The sequence below is a fragment of the Herbaspirillum huttiense genome (genome assembly GCF_004367745.1).
In the GTDB taxonomy this organism is placed as follows: Bacteria; Pseudomonadota; Gammaproteobacteria; order Burkholderiales; family Burkholderiaceae_D; genus Herbaspirillum; species Herbaspirillum huttiense.
The window spans coordinates 3,876,670-3,896,690 of sequence record NZ_CP037993.1 but is presented as its reverse complement, the minus strand read 5'-3'; the positions used below and the strand labels follow the sequence as shown (position 1 = coordinate 3,896,690).

Below are 20,021 nucleotides of genomic sequence, written 5' to 3'. Positions count from 1 at the left end.
CAAGGTGACGCGCCGATGTCGTCATCGCCGCCTGCTGCACCGACGGCCGGTCATGCATCCCCTTATAATGCCTGCTCCTCATTTCCGTCTCCATCATGTTCCGCTTCCCCCGTCTCGTGAAGTCTCCCCGGCTTGGTCTTTCTTCGTTGTGGCTGGCGCTGCTGGCCAGCAGCGCCGTCCCCCTCGTCCATGCACAGGGCTTGCCGCCTGCGGTGGTGGGGGCGCTGCGCGTGGCCCATATTCCGCAGCAGAATACCGGCGTCGTGGTGGTCGATGCCGACAACGGCAAGCGCATGCTGGCGGCCAACAATACCGGGCAGCCATTCAATCCGGCCTCCGTGATGAAGCTGGTGACCACGGATGCCGCGCTCGAAATCCTCGGGCCGACCTATACCTGGAAGACCCAGGCCTACATCGATGGCACGCTTGCCGGCGGCGTGCTCAATGGCGACCTGATCCTCAAGGGCGGGGGCGATCCCAAGCTGGTGCTGGAGAATTTCTGGCTGTTCCTGCGCCAGCTGCGCGCACGCGGCATCAAGGACATTCGCGGCAACCTGGTGCTGGATCGTACGTATTTTGCGGAGTCCAGCTATGACCCCTCGCAATTCGATGGCGATCCGCAAAAGCCTTACAACGCCGGCCCCGATGCCCTGCTGATGAATTACCGCACCCAGGCTTTCCGTTTTGAGCCGGATGCCGCCAGTGGCGTGGTCAGCGTGAGCATGGATCCACCGATGGCCGGCATCACCGTCACGCCCCCGCGCTTGTCGCAGGAGCCCTGCGGCGACTGGCAGGGCAAGCTGAAGATGAACAACGACCCCAACGCCGTCAGTTTCACCGGCAGCTACAGCGCCGACTGCGGGCCGCGTGTGTGGTATGTCCATCCGTATCGCATGAACAATGTGCAGTATGTAGGCGCGAGTTTTGTACAAATGTGGGCCGACCTCGGCGGCAGTTTTGCCGGCCGTGTGGTCAACGGTCAGGTCACGCCTTCGGCGCGGTTGATGGTGGAGGTGCAGTCGCCGCCGTTGCCGGAAGTCATCCGCGACATCAACAAGTACAGCAACAACGTGATGGCGCGCCAGGTGCTGCTCACGCTGGGGGCGGAGATGACCGGGCAGCCCGGTGATACCGTCAATGCCGCGCGCGCGGTGCGCGGCTGGCTCAATGACAAGGGCATCGATACCAATGGCCTGGCCATCGAGAACGGTGCCGGTCTTTCGCGCGTGGAGCGCGTCACGCCGGCGCTGCTGGCCAGCGTGCTGGTGCAGGCCTACCGTTCGCCGCTGATGCCGGAATTCGTGTCCTCGCTGCCGCTGGTCGGTTACGACGGCACCATGCGCCGTCGCCTGAAGACGCAGAGCGTGGCGGGGCAGGCGCACATCAAGACCGGCACGCTCAATGACGTGCGTTCGATTGCGGGCTATGTGCAGGCCGCCTCGGGCAAGACCTATGTGGTGGTGTTCCTGATCAATCACGCTGCTGCGCCCAATGGGCAGCAGGCGCAGGATGCCTTGTTGCAGTGGGTCTACGAAAACGGTTGAGATGAAGAACGGGCGGCTTCAATCGCAGCCGCCGCCTCCGCCATCACCCCCTCCGCCGCCGTCCCCGCCGCCGCAGTCTCCCCCGCTTCCTCCGTCAGAGCCACTGCCGGAGCTGCTGACGTCGCCGGCCCAGCCAGCGCCGTTGCTTGCAGGAACACCCGGTGAGCTATAGCGTGTCTTGCTGTAATAGGAGGGAGCGCGATAATGCACGGGCGGCTGCGGCCGGGGCATCACGCGGCGCATGATCATGCGCAGGAGCAGCAACAGTGCGGCAAGCGCCACCAGCCAGAACAGTATTTTCATGGCATCAAAGTAGCAAGGGTTTGTCCGAGAGTTCGTTGTGCAGCTCGTCGCGGCCCCCAGGGTCGCGCGGCAAGACCTTCGCCAGGATGGCGTGCAGGCTGGCGAGTGCCTGCAGTGTGCTGGCCTCGTATTGGCCGGCGGCATATCCGGCAGTCATCTGCTTGCACACCTGCTGCCATTGCTCCCGCGTGACGCGGGCGTTGATGCCGCGATCAGCCACGATCTCGACCTTGCGGTCGGCCAGGTTGAGATAGACCAGCACGCCGCAGTTTTCTTCGGTATCCCAGATGCGGTAATGCGAAAACAGCTCGTGCGCGCGCTGCCGCGCGCTTTCGCCGCGTCGCACTGCGCCCAGCGTGAGTGCGGCTTCGACGATCACGCGCACTTGCGCGCGATGCTGCCGCTCACCTTCGCCGATGCTGGCCTGGATCGCCTTGAGGGTGGAAGAGGGGAAGATGCGCCGTGCCGCCGCACGCGTCATGCGCAAGTGGCGCAACATGCGCGCAAACAGGGAAGGGGATGCGTTGTTGTGCGCCATGTCACCAGTCTCCCGAGGCACCGCCGCCATCGAATGTGCCGCCACCGCCGGAGAAGCCGCCACCGGATGATCCGCCAAATCCACCACCGAAGCCGCCGCCACCCGAACGCGAACCGCCCCGTCCGGAACTGGCCTGGCGCAAGGCCTCGTCGACCAGGCTGCCGATGATGACGCCGGCGGTCGTGCTGCCGCCGCGTCCCCAGTCATTGCTGTTGAGGGCATTGCGGCTGCTGCGGCGCGACTTCAGCAAGACCGTGAAGAACACCACCAGGAACAGCCCGATCACCATCAACGTGATCCATCCACCGCCATCATCAGTCTGCACCGCACGGGACGAACGCTTGGCCGGTGGCAGCTTTTCCTGTTCCAGCAAGTTGGTGATGGCCGTCACGCCTGCCGCCAGGCCGCCATAGAAATCGTTCTGGCGGAAATGCGGGGCGATCACGTCTTCCAGGATGCGTTTGGATTGCGCATCCGTGAGGCTGCCCTGTACCCCACGCCCTGCTTCGATGCGCAGGCGGCGCAGGGATTTGGGATTGTCCTTGGCGACGATCAGGATCACGCCGTCATCGACGCCCTTGCGGCCCAGCTTCCAGGCCTCGGCCACGCGGATGCTGTATTGCTCGATGGCTTCGGGCGCGGTGGAGGACATCAGCAACACGCCGATCTGGCTGCCGGTGCGCTGTTCGATCTCGGCCAGCACGCCTTCAAGGGCCTGGCGCTGCTGCGGCTGCAGCAGGTGGACCTGGTCGATCACGTGGGCCGACAGCGGCGGCACCGGCACCAGGCCGTCATCGGCACGGGCCGGGGCGGCCAGCGCGATCCACGCCAGCAGCCAGCAGGTCAGGAGCAGCTTGCGCATGGCCAATCGGGGCTCCCGTGCTTATTTGCCGAAGTTGACCGCGGGCGCGGTCGAAATGGCTTTTTCGTTTTCTACCGTGAACGAGGGTTTGACTTCATAGCTGAACAGCTTGGCCGTGATGTTGGTGGGGAAGCTGCGCGCCAGGATGTTGTAATCCTTCACAGCGGCAATATAGCGCTGGCGGGCTACGGTGATGCGGTTTTCGGTGCCTTCCAGTTGGGATTGCAGGTCACGGAAGCTGGTGTCGGCCTTCAACTGCGGGTAGTTCTCGGAGACCGCCATCAGGCGCGACAGCGCCGAAGACAGTTGCCCCTGCACTTCCTGGAATTTGGCGAAGGCCTTGGGATCGTTGAGCACTTCCGGGGTGATCTGGAAGCTGGTGGCCGCTGCGCGGGCGCGGGTGACGGCTTCCAGGGTGTCCTTCTCGTGGGAGGCATAGCCCTTGACGGTGTTGACCAGGTTCGGGATCAGGTCGGCGCGGCGCTGGTACTGGTTGACCACTTCGCCCCAGGCGGCCTTGGTGGCTTCATCCTTGGCCTGGAATTCGTTGTAGCCGCAGCCGGAGAGGGTGAGGGCGGTGATGGCAATGGCCAGCCAGGCGAAGAGTTTTTTCATGTTGTTTTCCTCGTAGCAAAAGTGAAGCAAAGGGAGCGCATAAGACCATGCAAACCTCCTGAAGTGCCCGATGTTCCGCGAAAAACCCTGAACATCAGTCAAAAATCGAGGACTGGGCAGGCCGGCGCGCTACAATAGCGCATCTTTCAGTTAAAGGCATCACCGTGACATTCATCGAGAAACTCAACGCTGCGTGGACCTCGCGCAATTCCCTGCTGTGCGTCGGCCTGGACCCCGACCTCAAGAAATTCCCCGCCGAGCTGCAGGGCAAGCCGGACGCGATCTTCGAATTCTGCCGCGCCATCATAGATGCCACCGCCGAAGCCGCCTGTGCCTTCAAGCCGCAGATCGCCTATTTCGCCGCGCTGGGCGCGGAAGAGCAGCTGGAGCGCATCTGCGCCTACCTGCGCAGCAACTACCCCGAGATCCCGCTGGTGCTCGATGCCAAGCGCGGCGACATTGGCGCCACCGCCGAGCAGTATGCCCGCGAAGCCTTCGAGCGCTATGACGCCGACGTCGTCACGGTCAGCCCCTACATGGGCTGGGACTCGGTCTCGCCCTATCTGGAATGGAAGGATCGCGGCGTGATCGTGCTGTGCCGCACCTCCAACGCCGGTGGTTCCGACCTGCAATTCCTGGAAGTCGATGGCAAGCCGCTGTACCAGCACGTGGCGCGCCTGGTGGCCGAGAAGTGGAATACCAATGGCCAGTGCGGCCTGGTGGTCGGTGCCACCTTCCCGCACGAACTGGCCCAGGTGCGCGCCATCATCGGCGACATGCCGCTGCTGGTGCCGGGCGTGGGTGCCCAGGGGGGCGACGTGCAAGCGACGGTCACCTCCGGCAAGACGGCCTCGGGTACGGGCATGATGATCAATTCTTCACGTGCCATCCTCTACGCCAAGCCGGAAGCCGGCGAAGATTTCGCCGCTGCGGCGCGCCGGGTGGCCATCCAGACGCGTGACGAGATCAACCGCTTCCGCTGAACCGCGCAAGCAGAGATGAAGAAAAAGGCGGCGACTCCATGGGAGCGCCGCCTTTTTCTTCATGTTCGCCGCTTCAATCTGCCAGAAGCTTCAGCAAGCCCTTGAGCGAATGTTCCACGGTCTGGGCCCGCACCTGCTGGCGGTCGCCCTTGAAGACCAGGCGTTCAGTATAGGTCTTGTCGCCCACGCGCCAGCCGAAGCAGACGGTGCCGACCGGCTTGCCCGGTACCGCACCGCCGGGGCCGGCAATGCCGGTGGTGGAGACGGCCACGTCCGAGCTGCTGTTGGCGACCGCCCCTTCGGCCATGGCGCCGGCGATTTCCTCGCTGACTGCGCCATGCTGGGCGATCAGGGCTTCGGAAATATCCAGCAATTCGTTCTTGGAGGCGTTCGAATAGGTAACGAAACCGCAATCGAACCATTCCGAAGATCCGGCGATTTCAGTGATGGCGTGGGCGATGCCGCCACCGGTACAGGATTCTGCAGTGGCCAGGAGCAGGCCTTTGGCTTTGAGGGTGTGGCCTACGCGGGTGGCCAGGTCCAGGGTGCTGTCCATGAGTGTCATCCTCGGCTGTGCCGCAGTCAGCGCCGGGTGGCGGGCGCGCTGCGGTCGGTTGATCAACGAAGTGCGTGGACTAGCATACTCCCATGTCAGGAAATGTTGTATCGGACAGGATCCGATTGTTCACTTCCCGTTACCAATAAGTGCGCCAGAACGCAAACACCAGCAGCGTATAGAAGGCCGCCACGATGTCATCCCACATCACGCCGAAACCGCCCTTGAAGCGGCGGTCGAACCAGGCGATCGGGGGTGGCTTGACCATGTCGAAGAAGCGGAACACCACAAAAGCCGCGAACTGCGTCTTCAGGCTGGCCGGCATCACCAGCACCAGCACCAGCCAGAAGGCGATGATCTCGTCCCACACCATGCTGCCGTCATCGGGCGAATTGAGCGCCTGCCCGGTGCGATGGCAGGCCCAGATGCCGATGATGAAGCCGGCCGCAATGATCACCAGCCAGTTGGCCGCCGTGAAGACGTGCGGCCAGCGTGTCGACAGCACCACGTAGGACAGCCACGCGAAGAGCGTTCCGGCCGTGCCCGGCATGATGGGCGAGAGGCCGCTGCCGAAGCCCTGGGCGATCCAGTGCGCCGGATGCGCCAGCATGAAGTGCGGGGTCGGCTTACGTTTGCGGGGAGAGGCCGAAGGCGGCGGCGGGAAGGGCGAAGAAGCTGGGTTCATGAACGGAAATGATCGAAGGAATCCGGTGTGTCCTGCAGCGGTTCACCAGCGGCATCCAGCAGCCGCAGACCGGCCTGCGCATCGATCTGGCCGATGCGGGTGACGGCGGTGCCGGCGGACTGGGCCGCCTTCAGGACCGCCTCGCGCTGGCGTGCCGGGGCAGTGAAGCAAAGTTCGTAATCGTCGCCACCGGACAGGGTAAAGCGGCGGCGCAGGTGCAGGTCGCGCTGCTGCAAGGCCGGGCCGGGCGGCAGGGCATCCACGTCCAGCGTAGCCCCCACATGGGAACGATCGAGGATGTGGCCGAGGTCGCCCGCCAGGCCATCGGAGATGTCGATGGCGGCATGGGCAATGCCGCGCAGGGCCAGTCCCAGCGCCACGCGCGGGGTAGGCGCATGCATGCGCGGGGCAGCCAGCTGCAGTGCTTCGCTGTTGATGTCGAATTCCTGGCGGTAGCCGGCCAGCGCCAGGCGGGCATCGCCCAGCGTGCCGGAGACCCAGATGTCATCGCCCGCACGGGCAGCATCGCGGCGCAGCGCCTGTAACGGTGGCACTTCACCGAAGACCGTGATGCTGATGGTCAGCGGCCCCTTGGTGGTGTCGCCGCCGATCAGCTCGCAGCCGTGGACATCGGCCAGTGCCAGCATGCCCTGCGAGAACGGTGCCAGCCAGTCGGCACGGGCTTCCGGCAAGGCCAGGGCCAGCGTGAAGGCGATCGGCTGCGCGCCCATGGCGGCCAGGTCGGAGAGATTGACGGCCAGGCACTTGTGGCCCAGCAGCAGGGGATCGGCATCCGGGAAGAAGTGGCGGCCCGCCACCAGCATGTCGCTGGAAATGGCCAACTGCATTCCCGGGGCCGGTGTCATCAGCGCGCAGTCGTCTCCCACGCCCAGCGCCGTGCGGCTGTCGGGGGCGGGTGGGCGGCTGAAATAGCGCGCGATGAGTTCGAATTCGGAAAGCATGGCGCGATTGTAACCAATCCGTCACGGCTTCAGGCGCACAATATCCCGGCGACCAGACATGTTGCGATGCAGCGCAAATTGCCCGGATACGGCGTCACGGCAGGGTGCGCGAGAGGCGGGTGAAGGGATAGGGGTTTTCCCCAATACCGGATAGTCAAGGGCGGTGTCAGCCTCTCGTACGGGAAATCAAGCTGCGCGCAACTGCGCACATCAGGCGACAACTGGTCGTCATCTGGCTCCGGAAAGGCCATGTTCGCGGTCATCACGGGTTTGGGGTGACAGGCCGCAAAGCCAGTCCGGAAAAGGCTTTGCGCGGAGCAGCATGAGCCTGGCGGCCTATGATTGAAGGCCGACCTCTGCTAGAATCGACCCCCTTCGCAAGTCAACTAGAGAATACAGAGTATGGATTCGATGATCAGTAAGAAAGAAGAAGTGCGTCAGCAACTTCGTCAGGCAGCGCTGGATTACCACGAGTTTCCGACCCCGGGCAAGATCGCGGTCACGCCCACCAAGCTGCTGACCAACCAGCGTGATCTCTCCCTCGCGTATTCTCCGGGCGTGGCGGCGGCCTGCGAAGAAATCGTCGCCGACCCGCTCAACGCCTTCCGCTACACCGCCCGTGGCAACCTGGTGGCCGTGATCACCAACGGTACCGCCGTGCTGGGCCTGGGCAACATCGGTGCGCTGGCGTCCAAGCCGGTCATGGAAGGCAAGGGCGTGCTGTTCAAGAAGTTCGCCGGCATCGACGTCTTCGACATCGAAATCAATGAAACCGACCCGGACAAGCTGATCGACGTCATCGCTGCCCTGGAGCCGACCTTCGGCGGCATCAACCTGGAAGACATCAAGGCACCGGAGTGCTTCTACATCGAGCGCAAGCTGCGCGAGAAGATGAAGATCCCGGTCTTCCACGATGACCAGCACGGTACCGCCATCATCGTCGGCGCCGCCATCCTGAACGGCCTGAAGGTCGTGGGCAAGGACATCAAGAACGTCAAGCTGGTGGTCTCCGGCGCGGGCGCGGCTGCGCTCGCCTGCCTGGACCTGATCGTCGACCTCGGCTTCCCGATCGAAAACATCTTCGTCACCGACCTGGCCGGCGTGGTCTACAAGGGCCGCAAGGAACTGATGGACCCGGACAAGGAACGTTTCGCCCGCGAAACCGACGCCCGCACCCTGGCCGAAGTGATCCCGGATGCCGACATCTTCCTGGGCCTGTCCGCCGCCGGCGTGTTGAAGCCCGAGATGGTCAAGCAGATGGCGGCCCGTCCGCTGGTGCTGGCGCTGGCCAACCCGACCCCGGAAATCCTGCCAGAAGAAGTGATGGCCGTGCGTGACGACGCCATCATCGCCACCGGCCGTTCGGATTATCCGAACCAGGTCAACAACGTGCTGTGCTTCCCCTACATCTTCCGCGGTGCGCTCGATTCGGGTGCCACCACCATCACCCGCGAGATGGAGATCGCCACCGTCCACGCCATCGCCGAACTGGCCCAGGCCGAGCAGTCCGATATCGTGGCCTCGACCTATGGCATCGCCAACCTGTCCTTCGGCCCGGAATACATCATTCCCAAGCCTTTCGACCCGCGCCTGATGATCAAGATCGCGCCGGCCGTGGCGCGTGCTGCCGAAAGCTCCGGCGTGGCGGCCCGTCCGATCCAGGACATGGATGCCTACATCGAGAAGCTGGAACAGTTCGTCTACCACAGCGGTACCTTCATGCGCCCGATCTTCCAGGTCGCCAAGAAGGCTGCCGAGGCCAAGAAGCGCATCGTCTACGCCGAAGGTGAAGAAGAGCGCGTGCTGCGTGCCGTCCAGGTGATCGTCGATGAAAACCTGGCCAAGCCCATCCTGGTGGGCCGTCCGGAAGTGCTGGAACAGCGCATCAAGAAGTTCGGCCTGCGCCTGCGTGCCGGCACCGACTTCGAGGTCATCAACCCCAACTTCGACAACCGCTACCGCGATTACTGGCAGAGCTTCCTGGAGATGTCGCGCCGCAAGGGTGTCACCGAGCAGTACGCCAAGCTGGAAATGCGCCGCCGCCATACCCTGATCGGCTCCATGGCCATCCACAAGGGCGATGCCGACGGCATGATCTGCGGCACCTACGGCACCACCCAGCTGCACCTGCACTACATCGACCAGGTGCTGGGCAAGCGTGAAGGCGTGAACGTTTATGCCGCGATGAATGCGGTGATCCTGCCCAATCGCCAGCTGGTGATGGTGGACACCCACGTCAACGAAAACCCCAACGCCCGCGAACTGGCCGAGATCACCATGCTGGCCGCCGAGGAAATGCGCCGTTTCGGCCTGCATCCGCGTGCTGCACTGCTGTCGCATTCGAACTTCGGTTCCAGCAACAGCGAATCGGCCCGCAAGATGCGCGAAGCCCTGGCCATCCTGCGCGAGATCGCGCCGGACCTGGAAGTCGATGGCGAAATGCACGGGGATACCGCGCTCGATTCCAAGCTGTTGAATGCGGTGATACCGGATTCGCCGTTGAAGGGTGACGCCAACCTGCTGGTCATGCCCAACATCGACGCCGCCAACATCGCCTACAACCTGCTCAAGACCGCATCGGGCAACGGTGTGGCGATTGGCCCGATCCTGCTGGGTTGCGCCAAGCCGGTGCATATCCTGACCCCGTCGGCAACGGTACGTCGCATCATCAACATGACGGCCTTGTGCGTCATGGATGCCTTGTCCGAACGCTGATCGCAGCCTCGGTCGGATCGCAAAATCGTAAAGACCGCAGGACCTTGAGAGCGGCGCATGTCGAAAGACATGCGCCGCTTTTCATTGCGCGCCTGGCTGGATTCCCGGACATGCCGCGCAGCAGCATTCCGGGAATCCGCACCGGCTTGGCGGGTTCTTTTTGATGGTTTTTAATAAAATCTATTGTAATCAATGGCTTGCGATCACCTTGCCCAGCTTTTCGTGCTGGCACGAAGCCTGCAATATGAACATCAAAACAAAAAAGCAAACACGGAGACAGACACCTGATGCGCTCTTGCATCGTCTTCACGCGCCTGGTCCCGCTGGCCTCTGCGTTATGCCTTGTTCCGGTTCAATCAAAGCAAGATGACCCGCCGCACGCCGCGTCCATCGGACGGGCCTGTGGCCATAACAGGAGATCTCCATGAGTGTCACCCCGCAAAGCAGCGCGCCCAGCACCGCCAGCACGCCCTTGAGCGCCACCGAATACCGCAAGCGCATCTTCGCCATCCTCGGCGCCTCCTCCGGCAACCTGGTGGAATGGTTCGACTTCTATGTCTATTCCTTCTGTGCGATCTACTTCGCGCCGGCCTTCTTCCCCAAGGGTGACGCCACCAGCCAGTTGCTGAACACGGCGGGCGTGTTTGCCGCCGGTTTCCTGATGCGTCCCATCGGCGGCTGGCTGTTCGGCCGCATCGCCGACAAGCACGGCCGCAAGACCTCCATGCTGATCTCGGTCCTGATGATGTGCGGCGGCTCGCTGGCCGTGGCCGTGCTGCCGACCTACGCCACCATCGGTGCCTGGGCACCGGCGCTGCTGTTGCTGGCGCGGCTGTTCCAGGGCCTGTCGGTGGGCGGTGAATACGGCACCTCGGCCACCTACATGAGCGAAGTGGCGCCCAATGGCCGCCGTGGCTTCTTCGCCTCCTTCCAGTACGTGACCCTGATCGGCGGGCAGTTGCTGGCCGTGCTGGTGCTGTTCGCCATGCAGCAGTGGCTGACCAAGGCCGAGCTGATGGCCTGGGGCTGGCGCATTCCCTTCGTGCTGGGCGCGGTCGGTGCGCTGGTGGCGATGTACCTGCGCAGCTCGCTGGCCGAGACCTCCTCGGCCGGTGCCCGCAAGAAGAAGGAGGCCGGTACCCTCAAGGGCTTGCTGCAGCACAAGCGCGCCTTCCTGAACGTGGTGGGCTTCACCGCCGGCGGCTCGCTGATGTTCTATACCTTCACAACCTACATGCAGAAGTACCTGGTCAACACCGCCGGCATGGACCCCAAGGTCGCCAACGGCGTCATGACCGGCGCGCTGTTCGTCTACATGATCCTGCAACCGATCTTCGGTGCCATCTCCGACAAGATCGGCCGCCGCAACTCCATGCTGTGCTTCGCCTTCTTCGGCATGGTCGGCACCTTCCCGATCCTGCACTTCCTCAAGGACGTCTCCAGCCCCGGCGTGGCCATGGCCCTGGCCATCCTGGCCCTGACCATCGTCAGCTTCTACACCTCCATCAGCGGCCTGATCAAGGCCGAGATGTTCCCGCCTGAAGTGCGCGCCCTGGGCGTGGGCCTGTCGTATGCGGTCGGTAACGCCATCTTCGGTGGTTCGGCTGAATTCGTGGCGCTGTCGCTGAAGTCGGCGGGCGTGGAATCGGCCTTCTACTGGTACGTGAGCGCACTGTGCCTGGTGGCGCTGATCATCAGCCTGCGCATGCCGGACCCGCAACGTGACGGCCACCTCAAGGGCGATGTCGCCATGAACCCGGACGATGAGCACGGCGAGGCCGATGCCGCTGCCGGCAAGCTGCACAAGCCGGCCTGATCGGTCCTGGCCCGCGCGCGGCTGCCTGCGGTGGCGCGCGGCGCGTTATCATGACGCCTCCAACGCGGCGCCCTGCGGGGCGCCGCGCTGCTTTTGACCCTATCCTTCATGCGCGCGCGACGAAACCTGCTGATCTTGACCCTGTTCCTGGCGGCCACCTTGCTGGTCTGCGGGCTGACCTATCGCATCGCGCTCGGGCGGGCCGAGAGCGATCAGCAGAACCAGGCGGCCGCGCAATTGCAGATCGCTGCGCTGGACCTGGAATCGATCCTGCAGAAATATGAAGCTTTGCCCTTTGCCCTGGGCTTCCAGTCCGATGTGCGGCAGGTCTTGCAGCATCCCGAGGATGCGCTGTCGGTGGATCGGCTCAATCGCGCGTTCAAGACCATCCAGCATCAGTCGCGTGCGGTCAATATCTTCATGCTCAACCGCCAGGGGGTGACGCTGGCTTCCAGCAACTGGGATGAAGAATTCAGTTACGTCGGCCGTGACTTCGGTTTTCGTCCTTACTTCCGCGAAGCCATCCTGGGCAGGGCGGGGCGCTTCTACGGCATCGGCAACATCTCCAGCGAGCCGGGCTATTTCATCGCCCAGCCCATCTATCGCCGCCAGGACCAGGCCGAGGGTGAGCTGCCCATCGGGGTGATGGTGGTCAAGGTGGACCTGGCCGAGTTCGAACATACCTGGCGCAGCAGCAGCGATCCGATCACGCTCACCGATGCCGGCGGCGTGGTGTTCCTCAGCAACCGGCCCGAATGGAAGTACCACAGTCTGCAAGCCCTGAGCGCGCCGGTGCAGCGTGAGCTGGAGGGCACCCATCAGTATGCGGACCTGCCCATCACGCCTGTCTCGACCTTGCCGCCGGCCTTGCAGCGCGGCTTCGGTACCCACGTGTCGCGGCCTGTAGGACGGCTGGGGTGGCAGCTGATGCTGTTTCCTTCGCAGGCGCGCATGCAGCGTTCGGCCATGCTCTCGGCGATGGCGGCCGCGCTCTTCATGGTGGCGCTGGCCATTTCCTTGCTGGCCTGGTACCAGCACCGGCGGCGCCTGCAGGAGCGGCTGGCCTCGCGCAACGCCTTGCGCCGCGCCGCCGAAGAACTGGAGCAGAAAATCGCCCAGCGCACCGGAGAGCTGACGGCCGCCAACCAGGCCATCGCCGCCAAGTACGCCAAGCTGCAGCAGACCGAGAGCCTGTTGCGCACCACCCAGGACGAACTGGTGCAGGCTGGCAAACTGGCCATGCTGGGCCAGATGGCCGCCGGGATGACGCATGAACTGAACCAGCCGCTGGCCGCCATCCGCGCCTTCGCCGACAACTCGGTGAAGTTTCTGGCACGCGGCCAGACCGCGCAGGTGGCCGAGAACCTGGAACACATCAGCCACGCCAGTGCCAGCATGGGCAAGATCATCGGCCAACTGAAGGGTTTTGCACGCAAGAGCGGGCAAGCCGTGGCGGCGGTCGACTTGCGCCACGCGGTGGAGGCATCGCTACGGCTGCTGGCCAGCGACTTCGAGAAACAGGAGGTCGAGACGCACATCGCCATGCCGCTGGCCGTGCATGTGACCGGCGACGCCGTGCGCACCGAGCAGGTCATCGTCAATCTCTTGCGCAATGCGCTCGATGCGGTGGAAGAAGCGCCCCGCAAGTGCGTCTGCGTGATCCTGGAGGTCGACGCAGAGCGCCAGCAGGCCGTGCTGCGGATCCGCGATTCCGGTGCCGGCATCGCTGATGAGGTAGTGCCGCACCTGTTCGAGCCTTTCTTCACGACCAAGTCGTCGAGCAAGGGGTTGGGACTGGGGCTGGCGATTTCCTCGTCCATCGTCCAGGCCATGAACGGCCAGTTGAGCGCACATAATCATGAACAGGGCGGCGCTGAATTCGTGGTGCGCCTGCCGCTGTTGAAGACGGAGAATGAATCTGATGGATAACCCCGCCGCTGCCCCCAGCGCCTTGCTGATCGAAGATGAACAGGCGGTGCGCCGCGCCACGGCCCAGGCCCTGGAGCTGGAAGGTTTTACGGTGACCGCCTGCGCCAGTGCCGAAGAGGCCCTGCCGCTGCTGACCCGGGATTTCCCCGGCGTGCTGGTGACCGACGTGCGCCTGCCGGGCTGGTCGGGTTTGCAGGTGCTGGCCCATGTCATGCACATCGATCCGGATTTGCCGGTGATCGTGGTCACCGGCCATGGCGATGTCAGCATGGCGGTAGAGGCCATGCGCGCCGGGGCCTATGACTTCGTGGAAAAACCGTTCGGCTCGGACAGCCTGTTGGAGATCGCCCTGCGGGCCCAGGAGAAGCGCAGCCTGGTGCTGGAGAACCGTCGCCTGCGCGAAGCCTGGGCACATGATCCCGAGCTGCCGCCGTTGGTGGGCCAGTCACCGGCCATCGAGCGGGTGCGCACGCTGATTCGTAGCCTGGGGCCGGCCGATGTGGATGTGCTCATCAATGGCCAGACCGGCAGCGGCAAGGAAGTGGTAGCGCGCCAGCTGCACGCCGCCAGTGGCCGCAAGGGGCCGTTCGTGGCATTGAACTGCGGGGCCTTGCCGGAGACCGTGTTCGAGAGCGAAATCTTCGGCCATGAAGCGGGGGCCTTTACCGGTGCCCAGAAGCGCCGCATCGGCAAGCTGGAATATGCCAACGGCGGCACGCTGTTCCTGGATGAAATCGAAAGCATGCCGCTGGCCCTGCAGGTCAAGCTGTTGCGCGTGCTGCAGGAACGTCGTCTGGAGCGGCTGGGAGGCAATGAATCGGTGGCCATCGACTGCCGGGTGGTAGCGGCCAGCAAGGCCGATCTGCTCAAGCTGTCGGCCGAGGGGCAATTTCGCGAAGACCTGTATTACCGTATCGGTGTGGTTTCCATCGACCTGCCGGCGCTGAACCAGCGCAGCAGTGACATCCCGGTCCTGCTGGCGCATTTCTGCCAGGCCGCAGCGGTGCGCTACCGGCGCGAGGTGCCGCCGTGGACGGCGGCGCAGATGCAGCAGTGGCAGCAGCGCGACTGGCCGGGGAATGTGCGCGAGCTGCGCAATTTCGCCGACCGCTGGGTGTTGGGTGTGGAGCAGATTGCTACCGCTGGTGTACTGCCATCGCCGACGCTATCGTTGCCGGAGCAGGTGGAGCAGTTCGAGGCCGGGCTGATCGCCGCCGCGCTCAAGGACAGCGAGGGCAGCGTGGCGCAGGCGGCCGAGCGGCTGGGCATTCCGAAGAAGACGCTCTACGACAAGATCCGCAAATATCAATTGGCCGGGTCTTGATCGTCCTGTGAGCAGGTAGAAAAAAACGTCGCTGCGGTGAGGATCCGCAGCGGCGTTGTGCTGTTCAGCAGAGCTTGCGACGCAAGCATTGCGAGCAGCGTCCTGCTCAGTCCTTCTGGTATTGCGGCGAACGCGGGCCATACAGCAGTCCGTTGTTGCCACCGGCACGCAGCAGGCGGTTGCTGGTCACGCTGGCCATCTTGTAGCTGGCGTCGGTGGTGGTGCTGATGATCTGGTTGACCACGGCCGAGAGCAGTACACCCAGCAGACCATTGTTCTGGTTCTGACGACCTTCCGCACTGGAGGCGCTGGCCGAACCCTGCCACAGGGTCTTGCCGGAACGCAGGTCGACCAGCTTGGCGTCAGCCGACACCACCGTATCGCTCTGCACCACCTTGTAGGAGGTGCCGTAGTCGGTGATGTTGATGTAGAGCCCGGCGTCGGCGCCGAAGATCTCACGCAGCTTCTTGACCGGCACCTCGTGAATGTCGGCCGCGTTGGCCAGGCCGTTCTGCTTGAAGGTCTCGCTGGCCAGCGACACCGGGATCACGTAGTAGCCCGATTCGGCCAGCGGCTGGGTGGCCTGCGCCAGCATGCCGTAGGGGGCGATGACTTCGGAAGAACTGTTCATCGGCGGCAATACCAGGATCGAGGCCGGACGTGCCGCCTTGAACTCGGCATAGTCATACGGCTTTTGCTTGGTGGCGCAACCCGAAGCCAGCAATGCCAGCAGAACGGCGCCAAGCGCCTTGAATTTGTTCAGCATCATTTGCTCAATCCCTTCTTGTAGTTGCGCATCAGGAAGTCCATGTAAGGCGCCGATTCCGGGAACAGCGTCTTCTCGGTCTGCAGCTCCTGGATCAGCTGGTCTTCCTTGCCGATGGAGGCGTACAGCATGCCCAGGTGGGCGTGGTAGCCGGGGGGCACGGCGTCGTTGTTGGCGCGCATCTTCTGCAGGTTCTCTTCAAGCGCGGCGATTTCGGCGGCATTGCCGTTGCCTTCGGTCTTGAAGTGTTCGTACAGCTGGTCCTGGTAATTGCCCCAGCCATAGAGGGATTTCTGCTGGTGATTGGCGCAGCCGGAGAGGGCCAGCGCCAGGCCGAGGGCGAACCCGGCAGCGAGTTTCTTGTTCATCATGGTCGGTCTCTTGCGTTCGTGGGAGGGGCTCAGGGCTTCCATGCGCCGGAATCGATACCGGTCACCAGGTTCTGCACCGCTTCGCGGATGGCCAGGTCAAGCACCTTGCCATTGAGCGTGGAGTCGTAGCTGGCGGTGCCGCCGAAACCGACGATCTCGCGGTTGTCCAGGCTGTATTCGCCTGCGCCTTGCGCCGAGTACACCACCTGCGAGGTGTTCACGTCCACGATGTTCAGGGCGACCTTGGCATAGGCCACCTGCGACTTGCCACGGCCAAGGATGCCGAACAGCTGGCGGTCGCCGGTTTCCTTGCGGCCGAACTCGGTGACGTCACCGGTGACCACATAGTTGGCACCCTTGAGGGTTTGCGTCTGTTTGTTCAGCTTGGCTTCCTGCGCCAGCTCGCCCATGTTGTCACGGTCCATCACGGAGAAGCGGTTGCTCTGCTGCAGATGGGTGATCAGGATGGTCTTGGCCTGGCCGCCCAGACGGTCCACGCCATCCGAGAAGATGCCGCGCAGATAGCTGGAACGGTTGTCGAACTTGCCGACGGCGATCGGGCTGCGCGCTCCCTGGTAGGCCTGTTGCGCGCTGGCCACCTGGGCCACCGGCAGACTGCGTGAATTCTCCGTGGCGCAACCCCCCAGCGCCGTCACCATGGCAACTGCCGCCACGGTCGTGACATACCTGCTAAACATAGTCTTTTCCCCGAATTGTTGATGTCGACAAGGGCAGCCCGACTGCCCTTCGATTCATGTTGATGCGCTCGAAAGTGTCGCACCTTGCGTGCTGGCAAGTTTCGAGGCGGCAATTTTATCAGCAGACAAGAGGAAAAGATGTAGAAAAATCGCTATTTCTTGATGAAATTTAACGGAAAAGCAGATCCCTTATCATCCTGATCACGGTCCGTGCGGGCCCGCATGATGGCGGGTGATATCATCCGCCTCACGCGGACGCCTGGCGTCCATCTTCATCAAGAATCAAGGCTATTCCCTACATGCGCGACATCATCAATGGCTTCCTGCGTTTCCAGCAGGATGTCTTCCCTTCCCGCAAAGAACTGTTCAAGAGCCTGGCCAACGGCCAGACGCCCACCACCCTGTTCATTTCCTGTTCCGACAGTCGCATGGTGCCCGAGCTGGTGACCCAGCGCGAACCGGGCGACCTGTTCGTCATCCGCAATGCCGGCAACATCGTGCCGTCCTTCGGTCCGGAGCCGGGCGGCGTGAGCGCCACGGTGGAATACGCGGTGGCCCAGCTGAAGGTGTCGGACATCGTCATCTGCGGCCACTCCGATTGCGGTGCCATGACGGCCGTGGCGACCTGCGCCTGCCTGGACCACATGCCGGCCGTGCGCAACTGGCTGCATCACACCGATGCCGCCCGGATGATCAACGAGTCGCGCCACCACGAAACCGAAAAGGACCGCATCGACGGCATGGTGCGCGAGAACGTGATTGCGCAACTGAACAACATCCGCACCCATCCCTCGGTGGCCGTGGCGCTGGCACAGGGCCGGCTGGGGCTGCATGGCTGGGTCTACGACATCGAGAGCGGGTCCATCCTGGCGCACGATACGGCGACCAATACCTTCGTGCCGCTGGCCCAGCATCCGGCAGCCAGCAGCAACGACTGACCTGCCTTGAGAAAGGCGCTGGTCAGAGGTTGAGCATCTTCATGCTGGCCTCGGTATAGCGCTCCCCGGCGGCTGCCCCGCGCGGGAAGACGGCCTCCAGCGCCATCAGGTCCTGCGCAGAAAGCTTCACCGAGAACGCGCCCGCGTTCTCTTCCAGATAGCGTCGGCGTTTGGTGCCGGGGATCGGCACGATGTGCGGGTCCTGGGCCATCACCCAGGCCAGGGCCAGCTGGCTCGGCGTACAGCCATGCTGGGCTGCCATTTCCTTCACTTGCTCCACCAGCCGCAGGTTGCGGGCGAAATTCTCGCCCTGGAAGCGCGGATTGGTGCGGCGGAAATCATCCTCGGCCAGATCCTCGAAGCGTTGCAGCGCGCCCGTCAGGAAGCCCCGTCCCAGCGGGCTGTAGGCCACGAAGCCGATGCCCAGTGCGCGGCAGGTGGCCAGCACCTCGGTTTCCGGATCGCGCGTCCACAAGGAATATTCGCTTTGCAGCGCCGTCACCGGATGCACCCGGTGCGCCCGCTCCAGCGTGGCCGACGAGGCTTCGGACAAGCCGATGTAGCGGATCTTGCCGGCCTGCACCAGGTCGGCCAGCACGCCCATGGTGGCCTCGATGGGGGTGTTCGGATCCATGCGGTGCTGGTAGTAGAGATCGATGGTTTCGATGCCCAGGCGCTTGAGGCTGCCTTCCACCGCCTGGCGGATATAGGCCGGACTGCCGTCGACGCCGCGCGCGGAGGGATTGGCCGGATCGCGCCGGATGCCGAATTTGGTGGCGATGAAGAACTTGTCGCGGCGGCCCTGGAGGGCGCGGCCGATCAGTTCTTCATTGGTGTAGGGGCCGTACATGTCGGCCGTGTCGAGCAGGTTGATGCCCAGCTCCAGGGCGCGGTCGATGGTGGCCAGCGATTCGGCGTCGTCGCGTTGCGCATAGAAATCGCTCATGCCCATGCAGCCCAGGCCGATGGCCGAGACCAGCGGGCCGTTGCTGCCCAGGCGGCGGGTGCCGACGTGCGAATCCGGTTGCAGGTGAGAGGTGAGGGGTTCGGTCATGGTGCCATCCTTTCGGGGTGAGGAGCGTCGGCCTTGCTGCTGGGGAGTGCGCGGGCAGGTTCAGCACGGGCGTCTTGCTCCAGTTCGTCGTACAGGACCAGCTTGCGCTGCAGGACGGCCAGGTTCTCCTGCAGCTCGGCCAGGGTGTGTTGGACGCAAAGCGTATGCGCCTGCAGCATGGCTTTGCGTTCTCTGACGCTTTCCAGGGTATTGCCCTCGCGGCGTAGCTCGGCGTAGCGCAGCATGGCGCGCACCGGCAGACCTGTCGCCTTGAGCTTCTTCAGGAAATCGATCCAGTTCAGGTCTTCCTGGGTGTAGCGACGATGGCGGTTGTCGCGCCGTTCCACCGGATCGAGCAGGCCGATGCGTTCGTAGTAACGCAGGGTATGCACCGACAGGCCGGTGGCGTCGGCCGCTTGGGCAATGGTCAGGGAAGTCGTCATGGCAGCCAGTCTAGAAGTTGGAGTGCGCTCCAAGTCAAGCGCTGCCTGCCATTATCGGCATTCAGGTCGGAGTGCGCTGGTGGCGGCGAGTTCACGGCCGCGCTTGCTGTGGGCGAGCGCCTTGGCAGCCAGTACAATGCGCGCTGCCTTCCTTTCTGTTTCGGAGAATTCCCGCATGCATATCGACGCCGCCACCCAACTCCTGCTCGACGCCCGCCACAGAGGCCTGGCCCTGGACTGGCGTCGCCTGGCCGTCGGCGATGCCGAGATCGCCTACGCCGTGCAGGACGCTCAACTGCAGCGCCTGGGGCCGATCGGGGGCTGGAAGGTCGGTAGCAAGGGGGATGGCAGCCTGCCAGCTTGTGCGCCGCTGCCGGCCTCCGGCGTACTGGCCTCGGGGGCGCCATTGCGCGGGCCGCAATGGCGCATGCGCGGTCTGGAAGTGGAGTTGGCCTTGCGGGTCGGGCGTGATTACCATCCCGGCGATCAAGTGCCGGATGAGGCCGAGTTGCGCATGGTCTTTGACGCCATCCTGCCGGCCATTGAAGTGGTGGAGACGCGTCTCGGTCATCCGCCCTGTACCAACCCCTGGGCCGGGATGGCCGACCTGCAAAGCCACGGCGCCCTGATCATCGGTGCCGCCCAGCCGCTGCCGGCCACGCTTTCGTTGCGCCAGATCGCGGCCAGCCTGCACATCGATGGCCACGAGATCACCCGCACCACCGGCGGCAACCCGGCTGACCTGTGGCCCATGCTGGGCTGGCTGGCACTGCATTGCGCGCGCCGTGGCCAGCCCTGGTGCCAGGGGCAGGTCATCACGACCGGCTCCTGCACCGGGCTGCAGCTTGCACGCGCAGGGCGGCAGATCGAGGGTGCGCTGGCGGGGATCGGTGCAGTTTCGTTCAGCTTTGCCAACTGA

General features: G+C 63.9%; 19 protein-coding genes. 8 read left to right on the top strand and 11 right to left on the bottom strand.

The window, feature by feature from the left end; genetic code table 11:
• The first annotated feature begins 95 nt into the window (after positions 1–95).
• Complete coding sequence (gene dacB / locus E2K99_RS17480; RefSeq protein WP_121045216.1) at positions 96–1,544, top strand: D-alanyl-D-alanine carboxypeptidase/D-alanyl-D-alanine endopeptidase; 1,449 nt, start codon at positions 96–98, stop codon at positions 1,542–1,544.
• Between the two features lie 307 nt (positions 1,545–1,851).
• On the opposite strand, the gene E2K99_RS17470 is transcribed toward dacB, so the two are convergent.
• From E2K99_RS17470 to E2K99_RS17460, 3 genes are read right to left on the bottom strand one after another with little or no spacing between them, the layout of a single operon-like run.
• Complete coding sequence (locus tag E2K99_RS17470; protein WP_134137461.1) at positions 1,852–2,385, bottom strand: TPM domain-containing protein; 534 nt, start codon at positions 2,383–2,385, stop codon at positions 1,852–1,854.
• A 1-nt stretch (position 2,386) separates the two neighbouring features.
• Positions 2,387–3,247, bottom strand: coding sequence for a TPM domain-containing protein (locus E2K99_RS17465; protein WP_205703696.1), 861 nt, complete (start codon positions 3,245–3,247; stop codon positions 2,387–2,389).
• A 21-nt stretch (positions 3,248–3,268) separates the two neighbouring features.
• A complete protein-coding gene (locus E2K99_RS17460) occupies positions 3,269–3,862 on the bottom strand; it encodes a LemA family protein (RefSeq protein ID WP_134223035.1) in 594 nt (197 codons plus the stop codon).
• A gap of 164 nt (positions 3,863–4,026) precedes the next feature.
• On the opposite strand from E2K99_RS17460, the gene pyrF reads away from it, so the two are divergent.
• Positions 4,027–4,845, top strand: coding sequence for an orotidine-5'-phosphate decarboxylase (pyrF, locus tag E2K99_RS17455; protein ID WP_134223034.1), 819 nt, complete (start codon positions 4,027–4,029; stop codon positions 4,843–4,845).
• 73 nt (positions 4,846–4,918) lie between these two features.
• Here pyrF and E2K99_RS17450 read toward each other — a convergent pair whose 3' ends face one another.
• The 3 genes from E2K99_RS17450 to thiL form a co-directional block, all read right to left on the bottom strand.
• Complete coding sequence (locus tag E2K99_RS17450) at positions 4,919–5,401, bottom strand: CinA family protein (protein WP_088754874.1); 483 nt, start codon at positions 5,399–5,401, stop codon at positions 4,919–4,921.
• A 139-nt stretch (positions 5,402–5,540) separates the two neighbouring features.
• Positions 5,541–6,086: a phosphatidylglycerophosphatase A family protein gene (locus tag E2K99_RS17445; protein WP_039784543.1), complete on the bottom strand. Its 546-nt coding sequence runs from the start codon at positions 6,084–6,086 to the stop codon at positions 5,541–5,543.
• Positions 6,083–7,048 carry a thiamine-phosphate kinase gene (gene thiL, locus E2K99_RS17440; protein ID WP_134223033.1) on the bottom strand — a complete coding sequence of 322 codons (966 nt, stop codon included), beginning with the start codon at positions 7,046–7,048 and terminating at the stop codon, positions 6,083–6,085. Before thiL ends, E2K99_RS17445 begins: the two co-directional genes overlap by 4 nt.
• 402 nt (positions 7,049–7,450) lie before the next feature.
• Here thiL and E2K99_RS17435 point away from each other — a divergent pair, with 402 nt between their 5' ends.
• From E2K99_RS17435 to E2K99_RS17420, 4 genes are all read left to right on the top strand, one after another.
• Complete coding sequence (locus E2K99_RS17435; RefSeq protein ID WP_134223032.1) at positions 7,451–9,763, top strand: NADP-dependent malic enzyme; 2,313 nt, start codon at positions 7,451–7,453, stop codon at positions 9,761–9,763.
• Positions 9,764–10,187: 424 nt separating this feature from the next.
• Positions 10,188–11,579, top strand: a complete 1,392-nt coding sequence (locus E2K99_RS17430; protein ID WP_134223031.1) for an MFS family transporter — start codon at positions 10,188–10,190, stop codon at positions 11,577–11,579.
• A gap of 108 nt (positions 11,580–11,687) precedes the next feature.
• Positions 11,688–13,508, top strand: coding sequence for a sensor histidine kinase (locus E2K99_RS17425; RefSeq protein ID WP_134223030.1), 1,821 nt, complete (start codon positions 11,688–11,690; stop codon positions 13,506–13,508).
• On the top strand, positions 13,501–14,832 hold the full coding sequence (locus E2K99_RS17420) for a sigma-54-dependent transcriptional regulator (protein WP_134223029.1): 1,332 nt from the start codon (positions 13,501–13,503) through the stop codon (positions 14,830–14,832). Before E2K99_RS17425 ends, E2K99_RS17420 begins: the two co-directional genes overlap by 8 nt.
• A 106-nt stretch (positions 14,833–14,938) precedes the next feature.
• Here the strand turns inward: E2K99_RS17420 and E2K99_RS17415 are convergent, their stop codons facing one another.
• Genes E2K99_RS17415 through E2K99_RS17405 form a run of 3 tightly spaced genes read right to left on the bottom strand, consistent with a single transcriptional unit; the run spans position 14,939 to position 16,667 of the window.
• Positions 14,939–15,601 carry a DUF799 domain-containing protein gene (locus E2K99_RS17415; RefSeq protein WP_134223028.1) on the bottom strand — a complete coding sequence of 221 codons (663 nt, stop codon included), beginning with the start codon at positions 15,599–15,601 and terminating at the stop codon, positions 14,939–14,941.
• Positions 15,598–15,969 (bottom strand): DUF4810 domain-containing protein, encoded by a 372-nt coding sequence (locus E2K99_RS17410; protein WP_034338340.1) that lies wholly within the window; start codon positions 15,967–15,969, stop codon positions 15,598–15,600. The genes E2K99_RS17415 and E2K99_RS17410 overlap by 4 nt, the downstream gene beginning before the upstream one ends.
• Before the next feature lie 29 nt (positions 15,970–15,998).
• The gene (locus E2K99_RS17405) at positions 15,999–16,667 is read right to left on the bottom strand and encodes a CsgG/HfaB family protein (protein WP_134223027.1); all 669 of its coding nucleotides are present in this window, start codon (positions 16,665–16,667) and stop codon (positions 15,999–16,001) included.
• A 299-nt stretch (positions 16,668–16,966) separates the two neighbouring features.
• Between E2K99_RS17405 and E2K99_RS17400 the strand changes: the two genes are divergently transcribed.
• Positions 16,967–17,605 carry a carbonic anhydrase gene (locus E2K99_RS17400; protein ID WP_034338314.1) on the top strand — a complete coding sequence of 213 codons (639 nt, stop codon included), beginning with the start codon at positions 16,967–16,969 and terminating at the stop codon, positions 17,603–17,605.
• Between the two features lie 22 nt (positions 17,606–17,627).
• Here the strand turns inward: E2K99_RS17400 and E2K99_RS17395 are convergent, their stop codons facing one another.
• Together E2K99_RS17395 and E2K99_RS17390 are read right to left on the bottom strand one after the other, a co-directional pair.
• Entirely contained in the window at positions 17,628–18,659 is a 1,032-nt protein-coding gene (locus tag E2K99_RS17395) for an aldo/keto reductase (RefSeq protein WP_051156270.1), read from the bottom strand.
• Positions 18,656–19,102 carry a MerR family transcriptional regulator gene (locus E2K99_RS17390; protein WP_134223026.1) on the bottom strand — a complete coding sequence of 149 codons (447 nt, stop codon included), beginning with the start codon at positions 19,100–19,102 and terminating at the stop codon, positions 18,656–18,658. The genes E2K99_RS17395 and E2K99_RS17390 overlap by 4 nt, the downstream gene beginning before the upstream one ends.
• A 175-nt stretch (positions 19,103–19,277) precedes the next feature.
• Here E2K99_RS17390 and E2K99_RS17385 point away from each other — a divergent pair, with 175 nt between their 5' ends.
• Positions 19,278–20,021 (top strand): fumarylacetoacetate hydrolase family protein, encoded by a 744-nt coding sequence (locus E2K99_RS17385; RefSeq protein WP_134223025.1) that lies wholly within the window; start codon positions 19,278–19,280, stop codon positions 20,019–20,021.

Coding starts and splice junctions, on each gene's coding strand:
- E2K99_RS17390 (WP_134223026.1), bottom strand. CDS start 19,102: ATGACGACTTCCCTGACCATTGCCCAAGCGGCCGACGCCACCGGCCTG.
- E2K99_RS17470 (WP_134137461.1), bottom strand. CDS start 2,385: ATGGCGCACAACAACGCATCCCCTTCCCTGTTTGCGCGCATGTTGCGC.
- E2K99_RS17435 (WP_134223032.1), top strand. CDS start 7,451: ATGGATTCGATGATCAGTAAGAAAGAAGAAGTGCGTCAGCAACTTCGT.
- dacB (WP_121045216.1), top strand. CDS start 96: ATGTTCCGCTTCCCCCGTCTCGTGAAGTCTCCCCGGCTTGGTCTTTCT.
- thiL (WP_134223033.1), bottom strand. CDS start 7,048: ATGCTTTCCGAATTCGAACTCATCGCGCGCTATTTCAGCCGCCCACCC.
- E2K99_RS17465 (WP_205703696.1), bottom strand. CDS start 3,247: ATGCGCAAGCTGCTCCTGACCTGCTGGCTGCTGGCGTGGATCGCGCTG.
- E2K99_RS17445 (WP_039784543.1), bottom strand. CDS start 6,086: ATGAACCCAGCTTCTTCGCCCTTCCCGCCGCCGCCTTCGGCCTCTCCC.
- E2K99_RS17385 (WP_134223025.1), top strand. CDS start 19,278: ATGCATATCGACGCCGCCACCCAACTCCTGCTCGACGCCCGCCACAGA.
- E2K99_RS17425 (WP_134223030.1), top strand. CDS start 11,688: ATGCGCGCGCGACGAAACCTGCTGATCTTGACCCTGTTCCTGGCGGCC.
- E2K99_RS17430 (WP_134223031.1), top strand. CDS start 10,188: ATGAGTGTCACCCCGCAAAGCAGCGCGCCCAGCACCGCCAGCACGCCC.
- E2K99_RS17410 (WP_034338340.1), bottom strand. CDS start 15,969: ATGATGAACAAGAAACTCGCTGCCGGGTTCGCCCTCGGCCTGGCGCTG.
- E2K99_RS17420 (WP_134223029.1), top strand. CDS start 13,501: ATGGATAACCCCGCCGCTGCCCCCAGCGCCTTGCTGATCGAAGATGAA.
- E2K99_RS17450 (WP_088754874.1), bottom strand. CDS start 5,401: ATGGACAGCACCCTGGACCTGGCCACCCGCGTAGGCCACACCCTCAAA.
- E2K99_RS17415 (WP_134223028.1), bottom strand. CDS start 15,601: ATGATGCTGAACAAATTCAAGGCGCTTGGCGCCGTTCTGCTGGCATTG.
- E2K99_RS17405 (WP_134223027.1), bottom strand. CDS start 16,667: ATGTTTAGCAGGTATGTCACGACCGTGGCGGCAGTTGCCATGGTGACG.
- E2K99_RS17395 (WP_051156270.1), bottom strand. CDS start 18,659: ATGACCGAACCCCTCACCTCTCACCTGCAACCGGATTCGCACGTCGGC.
- E2K99_RS17400 (WP_034338314.1), top strand. CDS start 16,967: ATGCGCGACATCATCAATGGCTTCCTGCGTTTCCAGCAGGATGTCTTC.
- E2K99_RS17460 (WP_134223035.1), bottom strand. CDS start 3,862: ATGAAAAAACTCTTCGCCTGGCTGGCCATTGCCATCACCGCCCTCACC.